This window comes from Arsenophonus nasoniae DSM 15247, from assembly GCF_000429565.1.
GTDB lineage: Bacteria > Pseudomonadota > Gammaproteobacteria > Enterobacterales > Enterobacteriaceae > Arsenophonus > Arsenophonus nasoniae.
Window position 1 is genome coordinate 25,854 of the sequence record NZ_AUCC01000018.1, and the last position, 21,128, is coordinate 46,981.

General features: G+C 40.6%; 17 protein-coding genes. 8 read left to right on the forward strand and 9 right to left on the reverse strand.

Going from position 1 to position 21,128, the window contains the following annotated elements:
- Positions 1-43: 43 nt before the first annotated feature.
- Positions 44-2,326, forward strand: coding sequence for a formate C-acetyltransferase (gene pflB / locus G468_RS0106185; RefSeq protein WP_026822385.1), 2,283 nt, complete (start codon positions 44-46; stop codon positions 2,324-2,326).
- Positions 2,327-2,412: 86 nt separating this feature from the next.
- Positions 2,413-3,153 (forward strand): pyruvate formate lyase 1-activating protein, encoded by a 741-nt coding sequence (pflA, locus tag G468_RS0106190; protein ID WP_026822386.1) that lies wholly within the window; start codon positions 2,413-2,415, stop codon positions 3,151-3,153.
- A 95-nt stretch (positions 3,154-3,248) separates the two neighbouring features.
- Here pflA and G468_RS0106195 read toward each other — a convergent pair whose 3' ends face one another.
- The 7 genes from G468_RS0106195 to lrp form a co-directional block, all read right to left on the reverse strand.
- Positions 3,249-3,725: a hypothetical protein gene (locus tag G468_RS0106195; protein WP_026822387.1), complete on the reverse strand. Its 477-nt coding sequence runs from the start codon at positions 3,723-3,725 to the stop codon at positions 3,249-3,251.
- Positions 3,726-3,728: 3 nt separating this feature from the next.
- Positions 3,729-4,058, reverse strand: a complete 330-nt coding sequence (locus G468_RS0106200; RefSeq protein ID WP_026822388.1) for a hypothetical protein — start codon at positions 4,056-4,058, stop codon at positions 3,729-3,731.
- A gap of 281 nt (positions 4,059-4,339) precedes the next feature.
- Complete coding sequence (gene serS / locus G468_RS0106205; RefSeq protein ID WP_026822389.1) at positions 4,340-5,632, reverse strand: serine--tRNA ligase; 1,293 nt, start codon at positions 5,630-5,632, stop codon at positions 4,340-4,342.
- 109 nt (positions 5,633-5,741) lie between these two features.
- On the reverse strand, positions 5,742-7,085 hold the full coding sequence (locus G468_RS0106210) for a replication-associated recombination protein A (protein WP_026822390.1): 1,344 nt from the start codon (positions 7,083-7,085) through the stop codon (positions 5,742-5,744).
- A gap of 1 nt (position 7,086) precedes the next feature.
- Positions 7,087-7,704: an outer membrane lipoprotein periplasmic chaperone LolA gene (lolA, locus tag G468_RS0106215; protein WP_026822391.1), complete on the reverse strand. Its 618-nt coding sequence runs from the start codon at positions 7,702-7,704 to the stop codon at positions 7,087-7,089.
- A gap of 56 nt (positions 7,705-7,760) precedes the next feature.
- Positions 7,761-10,853, reverse strand: a complete 3,093-nt coding sequence (locus G468_RS0106220) for a DNA translocase FtsK 4TM domain-containing protein (protein WP_026822392.1) — start codon at positions 10,851-10,853, stop codon at positions 7,761-7,763.
- A 120-nt stretch (positions 10,854-10,973) separates the two neighbouring features.
- Entirely contained in the window at positions 10,974-11,468 is a 495-nt protein-coding gene (lrp, locus tag G468_RS0106225) for a leucine-responsive transcriptional regulator Lrp (RefSeq protein ID WP_026822393.1), read from the reverse strand.
- A gap of 546 nt (positions 11,469-12,014) precedes the next feature.
- Between lrp and trxB the strand changes: the two genes are divergently transcribed.
- The 5 genes from trxB (at position 12,015) to infA (ending at position 17,935) form a co-directional block, all read left to right on the forward strand.
- On the forward strand, positions 12,015-12,980 hold the full coding sequence (gene trxB, locus G468_RS0106230; RefSeq protein WP_026822394.1) for a thioredoxin-disulfide reductase: 966 nt from the start codon (positions 12,015-12,017) through the stop codon (positions 12,978-12,980).
- Between the two features lie 156 nt (positions 12,981-13,136).
- Complete coding sequence (cydD, locus tag G468_RS0106235; protein ID WP_026822395.1) at positions 13,137-14,909, forward strand: heme ABC transporter permease/ATP-binding protein CydD; 1,773 nt, start codon at positions 13,137-13,139, stop codon at positions 14,907-14,909.
- Position 14,910: 1 nt separating this feature from the next.
- Positions 14,911-16,644 carry a heme ABC transporter ATP-binding protein/permease CydC gene (gene cydC / locus G468_RS0106240; protein ID WP_026822396.1) on the forward strand — a complete coding sequence of 578 codons (1,734 nt, stop codon included), beginning with the start codon at positions 14,911-14,913 and terminating at the stop codon, positions 16,642-16,644.
- 28 nt (positions 16,645-16,672) lie between these two features.
- Entirely contained in the window at positions 16,673-17,389 is a 717-nt protein-coding gene (gene aat, locus G468_RS0106245) for a leucyl/phenylalanyl-tRNA--protein transferase (protein ID WP_026822397.1), read from the forward strand.
- 327 nt (positions 17,390-17,716) lie between these two features.
- A complete protein-coding gene (gene infA, locus G468_RS0106250; RefSeq protein WP_004244560.1) occupies positions 17,717-17,935 on the forward strand; it encodes a translation initiation factor IF-1 in 219 nt (72 codons plus the stop codon).
- Positions 17,936-18,003: 68 nt separating this feature from the next.
- Here infA and clpA read toward each other — a convergent pair whose 3' ends face one another.
- Together clpA and clpS are read right to left on the reverse strand one after the other, a co-directional pair.
- Positions 18,004-20,289 carry an ATP-dependent Clp protease ATP-binding subunit ClpA gene (gene clpA / locus G468_RS0106255; RefSeq protein WP_026822398.1) on the reverse strand — a complete coding sequence of 762 codons (2,286 nt, stop codon included), beginning with the start codon at positions 20,287-20,289 and terminating at the stop codon, positions 18,004-18,006.
- 26 nt (positions 20,290-20,315) lie between these two features.
- Positions 20,316-20,636 carry an ATP-dependent Clp protease adapter ClpS gene (gene clpS / locus G468_RS0106260; RefSeq protein WP_026822399.1) on the reverse strand — a complete coding sequence of 107 codons (321 nt, stop codon included), beginning with the start codon at positions 20,634-20,636 and terminating at the stop codon, positions 20,316-20,318.
- A gap of 263 nt (positions 20,637-20,899) precedes the next feature.
- Between clpS and G468_RS0106265 the strand changes: the two genes are divergently transcribed.
- On the forward strand, positions 20,900-21,128 hold a 229-nt coding region (locus G468_RS0106265; RefSeq protein WP_034249427.1), incomplete at its 3' end, for a helix-turn-helix domain-containing protein.

The following is a 21,128-nucleotide window of genomic DNA, read 5'->3' on the forward strand; positions in this document are numbered from 1 at the left end:
TTGTCAGCATTTTATTATTTAAAAAATAAAGGTAAAAAATATGATGTCCAAGTTAAATGAAAAATTCTCTGCTGCATGGCAAGGATTTACTCAGGGGAACTGGCAAAAAGACGTTGATGTACGTGATTTCATCCAAACCAACTATACACCTTATGAAGGTGACGAATCATTTTTAGCCGGCGCAACCAAAGCGACTGATAGCTTATGGGAAAAAGTGATGCAAGGGATTAAGATCGAAAATCGTACCCATGCGCCTGTCGATTTTGATACTGATGTTGCCGCTACCATTACTTCCCATGATGCCGGTTATATTGAAAAAGGGTTAGAGCAGATTGTCGGTTTACAAACTGATGCCCCCCTTAAGCGCGCATTGATCCCTTTTGGTGGCATTAAAATGGTCGAAGGCTCATGTAAAGCCTACAATCGTGAATTGGATCCGGCACTGAAAAAAATCTTTACCGAATACCGTAAGACCCATAATCAAGGGGTATTTGATGTTTATACCCCAGACATTATGAAATGCCGCAAATCAGGTATTTTGACCGGATTGCCAGATGCCTACGGCCGTGGCCGGATAATTGGTGATTATCGTCGCGTAGCGCTTTACGGTATTGATTTCTTACGTGATGACAAGCTGGCTCAATTTAATTCTCTACAAAGTAAACTAGAGCAAGGCGAAGAGCTGGAAATGACCATTCAATTACGCGAAGAGATTGCTGAGCAACACCGCGCGTTAGGTCAAATGAAAGAGATGGCAGCAAAATATGGCTATGATATTTCAGGCCCGGCAACCAATGCGAAAGAAGCGGTTCAATGGACCTATTTTGCCTATTTAGCCGCGGTTAAATCACAAAACGGCGCCGCTATGTCTTTTGGCCGTGTTTCTACTTTCCTTGATATTTATATTGAACGCGATCTAAAAGCCGGTCACTTAACTGAGCAACAAGCACAAGAACTGATCGACCATTTAGTCATGAAATTGCGGATGGTGCGTTTCCTACGTACTCCTGAATATGATGAGTTATTCTCAGGTGATCCCATTTGGGCAACTGAGTCACTGGCCGGTATGGGCGTCGATGGGCGTACCCTCGTGACGAAAAATACCTATCGTTTCCTCAATACGCTCTATACCATGGGCCCTTCGCCTGAGCCCAATATGACCATTCTTTGGTCAGAAAAGCTACCACTCAATTTCAAAAAATTCGCCGCCAAAGTTTCTATTGATACTTCTTCGATTCAGTATGAAAACGACGATTTGATGCGGCCTGATTTTGATAATGATGACTATGCTATTGCCTGCTGTGTTAGCCCGATGATCGTCGGTAAGCAGATGCAATTTTTTGGCGCGCGGGCAAACTTAGCCAAAACCTTGCTGTATACCATCAACGGCGGTATCGATGAAAAATCTAAACTGCAAGTTGGCCCTAAAATGCCAGCGATTAACGATGATGTGCTCAATTTTGATGTCGTGATGGACAGAATGGATCACTTCATGGATTGGTTGGCTACCCAATATGTTACGGCTTTGAATATCATTCACTATATGCATGATAAATATAGCTATGAAGCGGCCTTAATGGCGCTGCATGATCGTGATGTTTATCGTACCATGGCGTGTGGTATTGCGGGGCTTTCCGTTGCCGCTGATTCACTATCGGCGATCAAATATGCCAAAGTTTCGCCGGTTCGTGATGAAGATGGTATTGCCATTGATTTCAACATTGAAGGTGAATATCCACAATTTGGTAATAATGATAACCGCGTCGACGATATTGCTTGCGATTTAGTTGAGCGCTTCATGAAGAAGATCCAACAATTGCGCACTTACCGCAATGCGGTGCCAACTCAATCAATTCTGACCATTACCTCCAATGTGGTCTACGGCAAGAAAACCGGTAATACTCCTGATGGTCGCCGTGCCGGTGCTCCTTTTGGCCCAGGCGCTAATCCAATGCATGGCCGTGATCAGAAAGGTGCCGTAGCCTCGCTGACTTCGGTAGCCAAATTGCCGTTCGCTTACGCCAAAGACGGTATCTCTTATACTTTCTCGATTGTACCTAATGCATTGGGTAAAGATGATGAGGTACGTAAAACCAATCTGGCAGGACTGATGGATGGTTACTTTCACCATGAAGCCAATATTGAAGGTGGTCAACATCTAAACGTTAACGTTATGAATCGTGAAATGCTATTAGATGCAATGGAAAATCCGGAAAAATATCCTCAGCTAACCATTCGTGTGTCCGGTTATGCGGTGCGTTTTAATTCTTTGACCAAAGAACAGCAGCAAGATGTTATTACCCGTACATTTACGGCAACTATGTAACAATTTGTTGTTGAACTAAAATAGCAGTAGATAAAAGCCCCGCTTAAAATGGGGCTTTTTAACTACCATTAATTTTTGGAGCTGTTATGTCGCTAGTTGGGCGAATTCACTCTTTTGAATCTTGTGGTACAGTAGATGGCCCGGGTATTCGCTTTATCGTTTTTTTTCAGGGATGCCTGATGCGTTGTCTGTATTGCCACAACCGAGACACCTGGGATACCCATGGTGGTAAGGAAATTACCGTCGAAGAATTGATGAAAGAGGTGGTCAGTTATCGCCATTTTATGAACGCTTCCGGTGGCGGCGTGACGGCCTCAGGCGGTGAAGCCATTTTGCAGGCTGAATTTGTGCGTGACTGGTTTCGTGCCTGTCAGCAACAAGGTATTCATACATGCCTCGATACTAATGGTTTTGTCCGCCGTTATGATAAGGTGATAGATGAATTATTGGATGTTACCGATTTAGTGATGCTAGATTTAAAACAACTGGACGACAATATTCATAAAAATCTGGTTGGAGTTTCTAATCACCGAACCCTTGAATTTGCCCGTTATCTGGCTAAACGTGGGCAAAAAACCTGGATCCGGTATGTGGTGGTGCCCAGTTGGTCAGATGATGACCAATCTGCCCATCTATTAGGCCAATTTACCCGTGATATGCATAATATCGAAAAGATCGAGTTGCTACCCTACCATGAGTTGGGCAAACATAAATGGCTAGCGATGGGGGAAGAGTACCAGCTAGCCGATATCAAACCACCAACGACCGAAACCATGGAGCGGGTAAAACATATTCTGCAAGGTTATGGCCATAAAGTGGTTTATTAACTTATTCATTAAATTATAGATATTTTATGATTTATTCATTTTTATCAAGCGGGCTTTTTTCGCTTTATAGCTTCGTGAAAAAAGCCCTTATAATATTAAAGATATTGTTTATATTGCTCCATAAACGCAGCTCGATTGATAACAAAGCGGTTAAATTGTTCTAGTCGTTTCGGTTGCTTCGATGCTGAATAGGCTAAAAGCGTAGTGGCTAGAGCAAATGAGTCGGCATTATTGTAGGCTAAGTCTTGAAAAGTACTCGCATCCCCGGTATTTCCACCTCGGCGTTCATAATTTAAAAGTTGATATTTCTTTGATACATTACCAACAGGTAAACCATATAGTGGCAACGGATTGATTTCATTAGTATTATTGGCTGCATAAACATAATCCGCGGTATAAAGTGCGGCATGGGAAAATTCGTGAATCAAAAGCAAAGCCATATAATCATCACCGACTTTTTTTTGTAGCTTATAACATTGTTGAACATTAGATTCCAAATATGGCGTTTCCTTTTCATCCTTATAGAAAACCTCTTTTTCAGCCAGTAACCTTTTGACTTGTTTCTTATCCAAAAACTAGGCATCGCGCTGAACTTTTTTTATCGCCCCCCAATATCGCCAATATGACTGACGCTTCAAACGATCTACTGAAGCTATCGGCGCCTCTTCTCCATCAGGCAAGATAATAAAATTTTTATCTATATTAAATGCTTTCATAAACTCCTGCATTTCTGCTAAATCTTCACTCCATTTCTTTTTAAATTCACTTGAAGCATTACCAAAGAAGGTGGTCATCACCTGATCAACGGCTTCTTGATTCTGTTGTAAGATTTTTTGTGCTTTATCAATCGTCTTGATGGCATTACTGACACTTTTAGCCACATCTTTTTTCAAAGACGGCGCCATCCTTGTTCATCCACTAAAGCGTCGGGTTACCGGTTAACAGATAAGGGCTTAGAGATACCTTCATGTCGTTATCTCTATAATTAATACAATTAAGGGAAGTGCTAAGTATTATTTAGCATGCAACCTTAAACAGCTTTAAACAATTATTATTCGCCTTGAACGGATTATCTATTACCTAATTTAATCCATTTGCTCCAGCCATCAATATAGCTATCGTTTTAGGGCACTGTTGTAACAGTGCCTCATTGTCGGTGCTATTGCAAAAATATCTTACTATTGCATTAACCAATATAGGTTAAGCCCTTCATATAGGGCCGCAAAACTTCAGGCACTTCGATTCGTCCATCAGCTTGCTGATAATTTTCCATAACGGCGACCAAGGTACGTCCAACCGCTAAACCTGAGCCATTTAAGGTATGCAGCAACTGCGGTTTTTTATCCTCTTTATGACGGAAACGTGCTTGCATGCGACGCGCCTGGAAATCCCAGGTATTTGAGCAAGAAGAGATCTCGCGATAAGTATTTTGTGCTGGCAGCCATACTTCCAGATCGTAGGTTTTACATGCAGCAAATCCCATATCACCAGTACACAAAACAATTTTACGATATGGTAATTTTAGTAGTTGCAATACTTTTTCTGCATGGCCGGTTAACTCTTCCAGCGCAGCCATCGATTTGTCTGGCTCTACTATCTGTACCAACTCAACTTTATCAAATTGGTGCATTCGGATTAAACCACGGGTATCGCGGCCATAAGAGCCCGCTTCAGAACGAAAACAGGGAGTATGCGCCGTCAAGCGGATTGGCAACCTCTCCGCCGCTATAATCTCATCGCGGACTAAATTAGTTACTGGGACTTCAGCGGTTGGGATCAACGCATATTGCTGATTTGATACCTGCTCTGCCAGCGGTTTAGTATGAAAAAGATCTTCGCTAAATTTAGGTAATTGGCCTGTACCATAAAGGGTGGCATGATTAACTAAATAGGGAACATAAGTTTCTGTATAACCATGTTGTTCGGTATGTAAATCCAACATGAATTGTGCCAATGCCCGATGTAAACGCGCTATTTGACCTTTCATAACCACAAAGCGTGAACCGGTAATTTTTACTGCGGCGGGAAAATCCAGTCCATCCGTTAATTCACCTAATGCTACATGATCTTTGATGGCAAAATCATACTGGCGCGGTTCACCCCAACGGCTTATTTCGACATTATCGGTTTCATCTTTACCGTCTGGTACACTTTCATCAGGTAAATTGGGTAACGTTAAGGCAATATTGCGGATCTCATCTTGGATTTGCGTAAGCTTATTTTTAGTGTTATCCAGCTCTTCAGCCAACTGGTTAACTTCCTTACGTAAAGCGTCAACATCTTCACCACGTGCTTTTGCTGCACCGATAGTTTTCGAGCGGGAGTTTCGTTCTGCCTGCAAAGTTTCCGTTTTAATTTGTAAATCTTTGCGTTCTTGCTCTAGTTTACGCAACTTATCTACATCAAGAATAAATTCCCTACGAGCCAGTTTTTCAGCCACTACGTCTAGCTCATTACGCAGTAAATTTGGATCGAGCATGCTTAACCTGTAAAATGATTATTGTTTAAAAATAAAAACAACCTGTCAGTATTTTCTGATGGTTAATAGTTTCTTAGTCTGATTTGGCTACCTTACCCCATTGAGATTTTTAACGATAGCGTTTTATTGAGCTATTTTGATCCAATTCTGCCAGCCAGGATAATTTTTCGCCAATTTTGCCTTCTAATCCACGATTTGATGGAGAATAATAACGTGTTCCTTGCATCTCTGCTGGAAAGTAATTTTCACCAGCCGCATAAGCATTAGGTTCATCGTGAGCATAGCGATATTCTTGCCCTAAGCCCATTTCTTTCATTAATTTAGTCGGTGCATTGCGTAAATGGCTGGGGACATCATAATCTGGCTTCTGTTGTGCATCAGTTATGGCGGCCTGAAAAGCATTATAAACCGCATTACTTTTAGCGGCACAAGCTAAATAGACAATCGCTTGGGCAATGGCACGCTCGCCTTCTGCTGGGCCAACACGCGTAAAACAATCCCACGCTGCTATCGCAACTTGCATCGCTCTTGGGTCGGCATTACCGATATCTTCAGAGGCGATGGCCAACAGGCGACGAGCAACATATAGCGGATCGCCACCCGCAGTGATAATGCGAGCATACCAATAAAGCGCCGCATCCGGAGCTGAGCCACGGATCGATTTATGTAGAGCTGAAATTAGATCATAATAACGATCACCTTTGTTATCAAAACGCGCACTTCTTTCACCACTTACATCTTTTAGTAAGTTTACGGCTAATATTCGCTGATCTTTATCATCGATTTCAGCCATATCGACCATCATTTCCAGTAAATTTAGTGCTCGTCTGGCATCACCATTGACTAACTGAGCGATCATGTCACGGGTATCATCGGGTAAAATAATTTTCTGCCCACCATAACCACGTTGACTATCCGCCATGGCCTGCTGTAAAACCATAGCAATTTCTTCATTAGCCAATGATTTCAGTAGATAAACACGCGCACGTGAAAGTAAGGCTGAGTTGAGTTCAAAAGAAGGGTTTTCTGTCGTGGCACCAATAAAAGTTACCGTACCATCTTCTATATGAGGTAAAAAAGCATCTTGTTGACTTTTATTGAAACGATGAACTTCATCAACAAATAAAATCGTTCTGCGCCCTAATTGCCGATTTTGGCGAGCAATTTCAATCGACTCACGGATCTCTTTGATACCTGATGTTACTGCGGAGATCTTTTCAATCGCTGCATCCGCATAGTGACCAATAATTTCCGCCAGGGTCGTTTTTCCTGTACCGGCTGGCCCCCACAAAATCATGGAATGCAGTTGACCTGCACGAATAGCACGCGCGAGTGGCTTGTTGTTAGCTAATAAATGTTGCTGACCAATATATTGCTCTAAGTTGATTGGCCGCATCTTTGCGGCCAAGGGTTGAAATTCATTAGATGAAAAATCAAGTGGCAAATTACTCACCTCACCTCCTTGATCTCTGATCATCAAGGGTTACACCTTGTGGTGGCACAAATTTAAATTTATCATCATCAACCTGGCTATTTTGCTGACCCTTGAGTTGATATGCACTCATCTGGCCATCTTGCTCTACCGCTGTAAACTGTTGAATAGTCCCATCAGGCTGGACAGTAATGGAAAAATGTTTCAGATTTCCCTTATTTTGTGTTGCAGTCAGCAGGAAATCATCGCCATTTTGGCTAATGTGATAACGTTTCCAATCCTGTGGATCGTTACGGGTGATCAACATAAACGGCGTATCGGTCGTTGCCTCACTCAATAAAGTTACTGTAACCTGCTCAACAAAAGGATTATAGAACCAAAGATTAGTACCATCAGAAACTAACCAACTTTCATCCGGTGATACCATATGCCAGTTAAATAAATTTGGCCGCTTGATCCAGAGCTGACCTTCACCTTGCTGGATTAAATCACCGTCAATACTGGTTACCTTTTGCGCAAAATTAGCATGAAAACTATTTATTTTATTTAGGCGCATTTGCAGTTCTGCAGCCGCATCCGCCCATACCTGGCTAATATGAAAACTTATTGCTAACAAGCCTAACATTATCAGTTTTTTCATCAAGTCACGACCTTTACATTCATCATATTTATTGTTTTTGGGCGAATATTTTTCAATCAATATTCTGCTGGTGGTGGTGTTAAAACTTCGCGATTACCATTGTTCCCTGGTTCACTAACAACCCCTCGCGCCTCCATCTGCTCAACAATTCTGGCCGCTCGATTATAACCAATACGAAATTGTCGCTGCACGCCCGATATAGAGACACGCTGCTTTTCCGTCACAAACTCAACCGCTTGATCAAACAGGGGATCTAGCTCTTCATCACTATCATAACCATTACTACCTTCACCATCTTCACCACCTTTAGTGATATTATCTATATATTCAGGTTTACCTCTCGCTTGCCAATCTTTGACCACATCATGCACTTCTTGATCGCGAACAAAAGCACCGTGAACACGAATGGGAATAGAGGAGTTAGGCGGTAAGTAAAGCATATCGCCCATGCCTAATAAAGATTCGGCGCCACCTTGATCAAGAATGGTGCGAGAATCTATCTTGCTTGACACAGTAAATGCAATCCGAGTCGGTATGTTAGCCTTAATTAAACCGGTAATAATATCAACGGATGGTCGCTGCGTCGCCAAGACTAGATGAATACCGGCCGCTCGCGCCTTTTGCGCCAAACGTGCAATTAGCTCTTCGACTTTTTTGCCGGCAGTCATCATCAGATCAGCAAATTCATCGACCATAACAACAATATAAGGCTCTTTCTTCAGTACTGGATGGCTACTATCCATACTATCGCCTGGTTTCCAAAATGGATCAGGTATTGGGCGTCCCATGCGCTCAGCGGCATTAATTTTATCGTTATAGCCCGCCAAATTTCTTACCCCTAAAGCAGACATAAGTTTGTAGCGACGTTCCATTTCATTAACACACCAACGCAGTGCATTCGCCGCATCTTTCATATCGGTGACAACTTCGGTCAGCAAATGCGGAATGCCTTCATAAATAGAAAGTTCCAACATCTTAGGATCGATCATGATAAAACGGACATCCTCAGGTTTTGCTTTGTACAAGATACTGAGGATCATGGCATTAACCCCAACCGATTTACCCGAACCGGTGGTACCGGCAACTAACAAATGCGGCATTTTTTCTAAATCAGCAATAACGGGTTCACCTTCAATATCTTTACCTAATACAATGGTTAAGGGTGATGGGTTACGGCGAAATTTATCACAATCAAGCACTTCACGTAGATACACCGTCTGGCGCTTTTTATTGGGTAATTCTAAACCGACATAAGGTTTACCCGGTATCACCTCCACAATACGTACCGCAGTTGCCGATAAAGAGCGGGCTAAATCTCTTGATAAGTTAGAAATACGTGCGGCCTTCACGCCAGGGGCTAAGTCCAACTCAAAGCGCGTAATAACCGGTCCAGGTGAAAAGCCAACCACTTCCGCTTTTACCCGATAATCGCTTAAACGCGCTTCAATTAAACGGGATGTCTGTTGCAACGCAAACATATCAACCGGTTCGTTGTGGTTTGGTGGGCTGGCAAGCAGATCTAATGAGGGCATGGGCGTTGTGGGTTTCGGTAATGGTTGATCATTACGTACCAGAAAAGGATGAAAAAGACTTCCCTGCTCAGGTAATGTCTGCGCTACCTTTTGCTTTTTATCTTCATGGGCTAATGATGTTTCGCTGAAATCTTTTGCTACTTGCGCTTGTGGTATTACTTCGTCTTCTGCCAAAGGCCATTTATGCTCAATGTGCGGTTGGTTTTCAACTAACGCGTTTGATTCTGTTTCCTCTGATGTAATGACTTTGTCGTGCACATCAATGTTATCTGTTGGCTGATTAAGATTATTAGTTATATTGGTGTTATAACGCTCATTTTGCTGCTGCAAAAACTGATCACGTAATTTTTCTTCATTCCAATTATCAATACTAAACTCAGAGCCATCCGGCTGGGGCGCGTGATTTTGAAAAGCTTTTTGGTCGGCATCCAATTCCTGCTCTTTTTGTGTCGTTAGACGATTACCATAAAGCTCGCGCCGTGTTGGTAAACGAACAGGATTAGGGCGCGGAAATTCGGGGCCAATACCTTTTTTAATTTGTGATTTTACCGGCGTGAAGGCAGTACTCACGTCAGCTTCCGCATCTATTTTGGTTACTGGGGAAATTAAGGGTTCAGCCAGATCAGCCGCTTCTTTTTGCAAGCCAGCTTGAGAAACGTGATTAGGATCTATCGGTTTATTGAGATCAACTTCATCATCCATTGGAACGGGGATATTTGACGGTTTGCTAAAAATATCTTCGTCATATTTGTCCAATGTTTCTGCCTGAATATCAAGGGCAACTTTGGCTTCATCAGGCGTCAAAAACTGTACCTTATCTGGATACAATTGATCGTTTTTATTATTACTCAATTCTTCTTTCGCTAACTGTTTAATTGGCGCAGTTGAAAAAAGCACATCATCAGGATCAATATAATCTGCTGTGTCTGATGTACCATCGTATAATTTAGCCGGATGAGGTGAGACATAAGATTCTGTTGCTTGATGCTTGTTGTTACTACGAGTACGATTAGTAATAAGCGTTATTGCCGCTAAAACCAGTGCACCAATCTTTTCTGCAATCGTTAACCATGACCAACCCGTAAATAGGGTGAAACTAATCGCCCAAATACAAAGTAGCGTTAACGTGGTTCCTAAAATATTAAACCAAGGTAGAATGGCATTACTAAAAACACTACCAATAATGCCACCGGAGGAAAAATTAGGTAAATCATCAATATTAAGTGCTGCCAAAGCACACGAGGTAATTATTAACGCCAACCCACCGATCAGGCGTAAAGAAAGAACAAAGAAATCCAGACAATTTTGGTTATCGATATCTTTAAATATATTCCAACATCCTAACAACATGACTAATGGTATAGCATAGGCTAAAATACCGAAAACAGAGAAAAGAATATCCGCTGACCATGCACCAATGCCGCCCGCTAAATTTTTAATTGGTTCATTCCAAGTCGTCTGTGACCAGCTAGGATCGGAAGGATGAAAACTTATCAGAGCCACCAGCAAAAAAATCGCCCAGATAGTAATTATCAGTAAAATAACCTCTGTCAGTATCTTGCCATTACTGATCTTTTTTAACTTAATGTTTTTGTCTTCTGTATATTCCTGGCCCAAAACTAACACTCCAGGTCTTTCCTGTTGATTGAAAGGAACAACGCTGAGTAATGCTCAGCGTTGAAACTGTATGCATAAACAGGAGTGTACCTAACTTTTTCCGGTTTTGCATCTATTTGATTAACGTGTCTTAATGACCAAACGATTACTCTGTTTTACCTCTTCCATTACTACATAAGTTCGCGTGTCATTGACACCGGGGAGACGAAGCAAAGTCTCGCCTAACAATTTACGATAGGCAGACATATCAGGAACCCGTGTTTTAAGTAAATAATCAAAATCGCCAGAGACTAAATGACATTCCTGAATCCCCTCCAGTTTTTGCACAACAGCATTAAACTGTTCAAAAACATCTGCAGCACCACGGTTCAAGGTGATCTCAACAAAAACCAATAAAGATGCATCGAGATAGTGTGGATTTAATAAAGCAGTATAACCAGAAATAAAACCTTGACGCTCCAAACGACGCACACGTTCCAAACAAGGGGTCGGCGATAACCCTACTCTCTTAGAAAGCTCAACATTAGAAATACGACCATCCTTTTGTAATTCATTAAGTATGTTCCTATCAATACGATCAAGATCTTTTCCTGGACGCTTTTTGTTATCAATCATTTCGTTATCTCTCTTTTATCTATTTTTTTATACCCATTACATTCCCTATTTTCTTTTCTTATTATTGAATTGGAAAAGATGCAATAAGGTTAAACTCCGCCTGACCATTAGTATTTGTAGTATAATTCATCTTGTAGATAAATCATCTGGTTAGTTTTCAATTTGATAATGAAAAGTAGGATATTTATCTATTTGTTTAAATGATGTTCAATTTCAATTAATCAAATTAGGTAATTAATCCTATAAGATGTTTTCTCAAATACACAACCGATTGTCAAAGATTATGAATAAAAATCAGAACATCATAAGGAAATGAATTTATTATTAACTAATTGTCAATAAGACATCAGAAAAATTCTCACTTTAAAACGTTATTTCACGAAAAATAATCTTTTTTCATGACTCGCCTTAATAAATAAAATGTTAAAACAAGTCAACAAAGAATGATTATTTCCTTATCATCTTTTCATTCAATTTACTTTTTTTAATTTTCCTAATCTCCTACAATCGCCACATTAAATAGATATTCTTACAAATGGAGCCGCCATGAACACCAACAAGCATAGTAAGGTTATTATTCTGGGATCTGGCCCAGCTGGCTATACGGCAGCTATTTATGCCGCCCGAGCAAACTTAAATCCGGTATTAATTACCGGCATGCAACCAGGAGGGCAGTTAACTACCACCACCGAAGTTGAAAATTGGCCTGGCGATCATACCGAGTTAATGGGGCCGGTATTGATGGAACGGATGCTGCAGCATACTAAAAAATTCTCTGCAGAAGAAAATATTATTAATGATCATATTTATGCGGTTGATCTACAGCAACGGCCGTTCCAACTCACGGGCGATGACGGAATATATAGCTGTGATGCGCTTATTATCGCTACCGGCGCCTCAGCTCGCTATTTGGGTTTACCTTCTGAAGAAGCCTTTAAAGGTCGTGGCGTTTCAGCCTGCGCCACCTGCGATGGCTTTTTTTATCGCAAGCAAAAAGTGGCGGTAGTAGGTGGTGGAAATACGGCGATTGAAGAAGCACTTTACCTATCCAATATTGCCGAAAAAGTCCATGTTATTCATCGCCGTGAAACGTTTCGCGCTGAAAAAATTCTCATCCAACGGATGATGGAAAAAGTAAAAACTGGCCATATTGTGTTACATACCAATTTTATCCTTGATGAAGTATTAGGTGACAATAGTGGTGTCACTGGTATCAATTTACGTTCAACCGAAAATGACAATCTAGAGATGCTTGCCGTAACTGGCGTGTTTATCGCTATTGGCCATACCCCCAATACCAGTATCTTTGCCGATCAATTAGTGTTAGAAAATGGCTACATTCAAGTGCAATCTGGCACTAAAGGTAATGCAACCCAAACCTCAGTTGAAGGTGTTTTCGCTGCTGGTGATGTCATGGATCATGTCTATCGTCAAGCCATTACCTCAGCAGGGACTGGTTGTATGGCTGCCCTTGACGCCGAACGTTATTTAGACGCGCTATATCGCAAATAAATGTTACAAATTATAATAATTTTATAAATTTCTATAACAGGCGCTGTCGAAATAGCGCCTTTTTATCTGTAACATACCTATAAAAGTTGATATTAGATAAATTAAAATCAACCCGTTATCCTAATTAACTTATCATCGGTATATAAAATCATCATTATGGATAAACAAAAACAAACTGAGTTGGTTAAATGGTTGAAGCAACAATCAGCACCAGCAAAACACTGGCTACGCTTATCCATGTTACTGGGAGTTATTAGTGGCCTACTTATCGTTATGCAAGCCTGGCTTTTAGCTACCATTTTACAAGCATTGATTGTAGATAATCTAGCTCGAGAACAACTGCTAGTTCAATTTGTATTACTCATTTGTGTATTTACTTTAAGAGCGTTAATTCATTTTATCCGGGAAAGTGTTGGATTTGTTTGTGGCAAAATAGTTCGCCAGCAGATCCGTAGCAGAGTATTAAATAAACTTGACCAATTAGGGCCAATTTGGGTTAAAAATAAACCCGCTGGAAGTTGGGCAACGATCATTTTAGAACAAATTGAGGACATACAGGATTATTATGCTCGCTATTTACCGCAAATCTATTTAGCCGCTATGATCCCAATTATCATTCTGATTGCGATTTTCCCGATTAACTGGGCAGCTGGCTTAATTTTATTTATCACCGCACCTTTAATCCCTTTATTTATGATATTAGTCGGAATGGGGGCCGCTGATGTTAATCGGCGAAATTTTGTGGCGTTAGCCCGATTAAGCGGCAGATTTCTCGATCGTTTACGTGGACTTGATACCTTACGACTTTTTTTCCGTGCCAACAAAGAAGTAAAAGATATTGAACAAGCGACTGAAGAATTTCGCCAAAGAACGATGGAAGTCTTACGTATGGCCTTTCTCTCTTCGGCAGTGTTAGAATTCTTCGCATCAATTTCCATTGCCATTGTCGCAGTTTATTTTGGTTTTTCTTATTTAGGGGAATTGCATTTTGGTAATTATGGCATACCAGTTACCCTTTTTGCCGGCTTTTTGGCCTTGATCCTCGCGCCGGAATTTTTTCAGCCACTACGTGATTTAGGTACTTATTATCATGCTAAAGCACAAGCAGTAGGTGCAGCAGAATCTTTATTTACATTATTAGCCAGCATAGAACAACCTCAACCACAACCACAAAATAATCAGCTAATTACTCCGGTTCAACCATTCACGATTACTGCACAACAGCTAGAAATTTTTTCTCATGACAATGTACGCTTAGCTGGCCCGTTAAATTTCACCCTATTGCCAAATCAGCGGATCGCTGTAGTCGGCCAAAGCGGAGCTGGTAAAAGTTCATTGTTAAATGTGCTACTCGGTTTTCTACCTTATCGTGGCTCGCTAATGGTTAATGGAATTGAACTTAAGGATCTCGATATGACTGATTGGCGCAAACAACTTAGCTGGGTTGGTCAAAATCCCCATTTACCTGCACAAACCATTATTGACAACATATGTCTCCATTCAACTAAAGCTTCCACAGCAGCAATCAATGCTGCGATGGAAAATGCTTATGTAACTGAGTTTACTAAGTATTTACCCGCAGGTGTTAATACCCAAATTGGCGAAAATGCCGCTCGCTTGTCCGTTGGACAAGCGCAACGCATTGCTGTCGCGCGTGCGTTATTAAACCCTTGTCATTTGCTTTTACTGGATGAGCCTGCAGCAAGCCTTGATATGCAAAGTGAGCAACGTGTGATGACAGCACTTAATACAGCATCTACTAAACAAACCACTTTGCTGGTTACCCATTTGCTAGAAGAAGCTGTTACTTACGACCAAATATGGGTCATGGCAAAGGGTTTAATTATTGAACAAGGCACTTATAATGAGCTAAGACAGACTAAAGGGGCTTTTAGCCGCTTGCTAACTTATCGCGCAGAGGAAATATAATATGCGTGTACTACTCCCTTTTCTTGCGCTATATCGACGTCATTGGTTGCTGCTTAATCTTGGTATTTTATTAACCATTGTCGCGGTACTGGCGAGTATTAGCCTACTGACTTTATCAGGTTGGTTTTTAGCCGGAACGGCTCTCGCGGGCACTGCCGGGCTTTATACTTTTAATTATATGCTACCAGCAGCAGGTGTTCGTGGTTCAGCCATTATTCGCACGGCCAGTCGTTACGCTGAACGATTAGTTAACCATGATGCGACTTTTCGTGTCTTAGCCCATTTAAGAGTATTTACATTTCAAAAACTATTTCCACTATCTCCTGGCGCTATCGCACACTATCGCCAAGGAGATATTCTTAATCGTCTGGTCGCTGATGTCGAAAGCCTTGATCATTTGTATCTACGAGTGCTTTCTCCAATATTTGCTGCTTTAGTTATTACTATTTTGCTCACCTTGGCGTTAAGTACATTAGACTTACTTCTTGCTCTTACTTTGGGCACTATTATGCTCTGTTTGCTGATTACTTTACCCTTTTTCTTTTATCAGGCGGGAAAATCTATTGGGCACTATCTCACTATATTTCGCAGTCAATATCGTGCTTATTTAATTAATATTATCCAGGCACAAGCAGAGCTAACTGTTTTTGGCGCATTACCTCGCTTTCGGCAAGTATTGACCAATCTAGAATCCAGCTGGCTAAAACGCCAGCAGCAACAATCTAACTTAACCGCGCTATCACAATCTATTATGATTTTAATTTCCGGCCTTACTGCAACCCTACTAATGTGGTTAGCAGCAACCGGTGTGGGTGAACAGCATAAACCTGGTGCACTTATTGCCCTGTTTGTTTTTTGTACCTTAGCGGCATTTGAAGTTCTTGGACCAGTAGCTGTTGCATTTCAATATTTAGGACAAGTCGTCACTTCTGCAAATCGCTTAATGGAGTTAATTAATCAACAACCGGCAGTGACATTTCCAACTTCCGGCATAACGATGAGTAATAAAGTTGAGATCAAATTGCAAAATGTGCATTTCAGTTATCCTCAACAACCGCAACCGACACTACAAAATATCTCTTTAACACTCAATGCAGGTGAACATGTTGCGCTACTAGGTAAAACCGGTTGTGGTAAATCTACGCTATTACAATTATTAACGCGTGCATGGGATGTTAGTTCAGGCCAAATCTTGATAAATGGCCAGCCAATTAATCACTATAATGAGAAAACATTACGTAAATTAATGGCGGTAGTACCACAACGAACCCATATTTTTAGTGATACCTTACGTAATAATCTGTTAATAGCTAAAGATGATGCAAGTGACACTTTACTGACAAAAGTATTAAAACAAGTCGGTTTAGATAGCCTAATTAAAAATCAAGGGCTGGATAGTTGGATCGGTGAAGGTGGTCGACAGCTTTCAGGCGGTGAACAACGGCGATTAGGTATCGCAAGAGCCCTACTTTATGATGCGCCAGTCATTTTATTAGATGAGCCGACCGAAGGATTAGACGCAAAAACTGAAAAACAGATCCTAATTCAGTTGCAGCAGCACTGTAGCGACAAAACCTTGTTAGTTATTACGCATCGCTTACAAGGACTGGAAAAAATGAATCAAATATATGTGATGGATGATGGAAAAATTATTGAGCATGCTACCCACGAGGAATTATTACAATTGCAAGGGCGCTATTTTCAATATTACCAAGCCAGAATAGTACTCACATAATCACAAAATTCGTTAATAGGATGGTTATATGTTTCAGCTTGATGAGGGATCTTATCTCTTTCCAGCGCCAGAATATGCTCTATCTGACCCCAATGGTTTACTCGCGATTGGCGGTGATCTGGCGGTCGGTAGATTACAAGCTGCCTATTATGAAGGGATTTTCCCTTGGTTTAATCCAACGGAAATTCCATTGTGGTGGTCGCCAGATCCACGTGCAGTGCTCTTGCCAGCAGAAATACACATTAGCCGAACAACCAAAAAAAGAATGCGAAAAACGCCTTATGTCATAACGCTAAATCATGACTTTGAACAAGTTATCGCCGGCTGCGCACAACGGCAAGAAGGAACCTGGATCACCCATCAAATCATAGAATCATATACTGCTTTGCATCAACTAGGTGTTGCGCATTCCGTCGAAGTTTGGCACAACACAAAATTAATTGGTGGACTATATGGTGTTAATGTTGGTAAAATTTTTTGTGGTGAATCGATGTTTAGCCGGGTTAGTGATGGTTCTAAATATGCACTTATTGCTTTTTATCACCATTTCCTGCGTTTCGGCGGTAAACTGTTTGATTGCCAAATAATTAATGCATATACCGCCTCTTTAGGTGTGAGAGAGATCCCTCGGATACAATTTTTAAATTATCTCTATCAATATCGCGACCAAGCTCTTGATAAAGCATGTTGGCAAAAGCAAACGATAACTTTACCTAAGACAGAAGAAACTAATCATTTCGGATGATTAACTGGAAAATATTTTTTGCCTAAACAAAGATAATTGATAGCTGATTAAACACTAATTTGAGGATATAAGTAGCAGAATAATTCATGCTATTGCAAACTAAGTTAGATAGTTTGCTATGACATTGTTGCATTTTATTTTTTATCATTCGCGTTGTTCAAATCGTATACTTGTTGTATATTTTTGTACTATTAAGCTTTAATGGCGTAATTTTCATCTCTTGATAAAAAGTAAAAGTGACTTTACACTCTACACTCCTTTACATAAAGAGGGTTTTTCGGCATTATCTTGCCCGTAAAAAACTTGGTGATTAACTTAGAGGATTAGATGGCCAAAGAAGACAATATTGAAATGCAAGGTACAGTACTAGATACTCTGCCCAATACCATGTTCCGTGTTGAACTAGAAAATGGACACGTAGTTACTGCGCATATTTCTGGCAAAATGCGTAAAAATTATATCCGGATTCTGACGGGCGACAAAGTAACTGTCGAGTTAACACCTTATGATCTGAGTAAAGGCCGCATCATCTTTCGTAGCCGTTGATCGCCTCTTATCTCAAGCTCTTGCCATAGACGATTGGAATATCGCCTATGGTTATAAACCATCTGTAATTAAATTATTGCATCCTCTGGTTTAGTTTTGTGCATACCTTCGAAATGATAGGTTAATTTTTGCGTCTTCTTATTTAGATCAATCTTAACAGCACCACCGCGACTCAACTGGCCAAATAAAAGTTCATTAGCTAAAGGTTTTTTCAGATTATCCTGGATAACCCTTGCCATCGGCCTAGCTCCCATCGCCTTATCATAACCTTTAGTGCAAAGCCATTGACGTGCCGCATTGCTGATTTCAATTGACACGCCTTTTTCATCAAGTTGAGCTTGTAACTCAACAATAAACTTATCAACAACTTGGGCAATAACTTCAGTTGTTAAAGCATTAAACCAAATAATACTATCCAATCGATTACGAAATTCAGGCGCAAAAATTCGTTTTATTTCTGATAATGCATCAGTACTATTATCCTGCTGAGTAAAACCAATTGATTGACGTTGTGTTTCTTGCACACCCGCATTGGTAGTCATCACCAATACAACATTACGAAAATCAGCCTTACGGCCATTATTATCGGTTAATGTCCCATTATCCATCACTTGTAATAAAAGATTAAATACATCAGAATGTGCTTTTTCTATTTCATCTAATAAAACGACTGAATAAGGATGTTTTATAACCGCATCTGTCAATAAACCGCCTTGATCAAAGCCTACATATCCTGGCGGGGCACCAATTAGCCGGCTAACTGTATGGCGTTCCATATATTCAGACATATCAAAACGCAATAATTTAATATCTAATGCTTTTGCCAGTTGCACAGTGACTTCTGTCTTACCTACACCTGTTGGTCCAGCAAATAAAAATGCTCCTATTGGTCTATGACTACTGCCTAATCCCGCCCGATTCATTTTAATCGCTTCACTAAGAGTTTCGATGGCTTGCTCTTGGCCAAATACTAGCAATTTCAATCTATTATCTAGATTTTTCAATCGCTCTTTATCGCTAGAAGAAATTGTTTTTTCAGGAATGCGGGCAATTAGGGAAACAACCGATTCTATCTCCTGTACCCCAATTGTTTTCTTACGTCGGTTTTGTGGCATCAAACGCGTTCTTGCACCCGCTTCATCAATAACATCAATCGCTTTATCCGGTAAATGGCGATCTGTGATATATTTTACTGACAAATCAACCGCAGCTTTAATTGCTTTTGGACTATAACGAACATTATGATGAGCTTCATACTTAGCCCGTAATCCGTTAATAATCTGTACCGTTTCGTCAGCAGAAGGTTCGACGATATCAATTTTTTGGAATCGTCTTGCCAGCGCTCGATCTTTCTCAAAAATATGACTAAATTCTTGGTAGGTAGTTGAGCCCATCACGCGGATCCGACCGCTAGATAGTAATGGCTTAATCAAATTAGCCGCATCAACTTGTCCGCCAGATGCCGCACCAGCACCAATAATCGTATGGATTTCATCAATAAATAGAATACTTTTTTCATCTTTTTCTAACACATTTAATAATGCTTTAAAGCGCTTTTCGAAATCACCACGATACTTAGTACCGGCCAGTAATGAACCGATATCCAGCGCATAAATAGTACAATCTTTCATCACTTCCGGAATATCATTTTGTATGATACGCCATGCTAGCCCTTCGGCAATCGCTGTTTTACCCACCCCAGATTCACCCACTAATAGCGGATTATTCTTTCGTCGACGACAAAGAACCTGGATCGTTCTCTCCAACTCCAACTGACGCCCAATTAAAGGATCAACTTTACCGGCTTTTGATAATTGATTAAGGTTGGTGGTAAAGCTATCCATCCGTTCTTCAACGCCAACTGCCTCTTCATTCTGATAAGCGGCATTAATGGAATCTGACTGGCGATTGTCTGCCTCACTACCTTTGACCATACCATGAGAAATAAAATTAACAACATCAAGCCGACTGACATCGTGTTTACGCAATAAGTAGGCAGCTTGAGACTCTTGTTCGCTAAATATAGCAACCAATACATTGGCACCGGTAACTTCATTACGCCCTGATGACTGAACATGAAATACAGCACGCTGTAGTACTCGCTGAAAACTTAACGTGGGTTGAGTGTCCCGACTATCATCCTCAGGCAATAATGGTGTTGTTTGTGAAATAAAATGCTCCAATTCCTGTCGCAATATCACAAGATCAACTTTGCAAGCTTCTAAAGCTTCCCGGGCGGATGTATTACTGAGCAGCGCCAGCAATAGATGCTCAACCGTCATAAATTCATGCCTGCTATCTCTTGCCTTGGCAAAAGCTACATTAAGACTAAGTTCAAGTTCTTGGTTAAGCATAATCACCTCCCTATAAATTAGTCTAATCAGACTTCTTCTATCGTGCAAAGTAATGGATATTCATGTTCTCTTGCATAAATATTAACTTGCGCGGCCTTTGTTTCTGCAACTTCAGCAGTATAAACCCCACAGATCCCTTTCCCGTGAAAATGAACATCCAACATAATTTGTGTGGCTTGCTCTTCATCAAAAGAAAAGTATTTCTTTAACACTTGTACTACAAAATCCATTGGTGTGAAATCATCATTATTCAAAATCACCTTATACATAGAAGGTGGCTGTAAAGCATGTTCCACTTGTTCCTTGAGCCTGACATCCGTCTGATAATCTGATTGGCACTCACTCATTATGTAAAAATCCAGTTAAATATTTTAATTATACATTTTTCTTAATTATTCTTAGTTTATCACTTTGATGCCCTTTGTGACCAATCATCCTTAAAAAAGTAAATAATAAAAAACAGTGACCTATAGCGTTATCTAAATCAAATTTTAGCAACTGAACCACTTTCTTGGAATATAGTGTCACCGATCATGCAAAACTGATCCACTAACGATCATCTAAAACTGATCCACTTGGTATTATTCGCACATTTTTGTACGGATAATTTATGTTAACCAAGGAGATATTTGTGGATATTCATGTTCGCTTTGCACAAGGACAAAGCCTTCGAAAAATTGCCAGTGAGTTGGGTATATCCCGTAACACCGTAAAACATCATTTACAACAACAGACAATGCCAACTTATGCTAAAAGAAGTCAACAACCGACTAAATTATCCCCCTTTAAACCTTATTTGCTTCAGCGAATTGAACTGGCTAAACCTGATTGGATCCCTG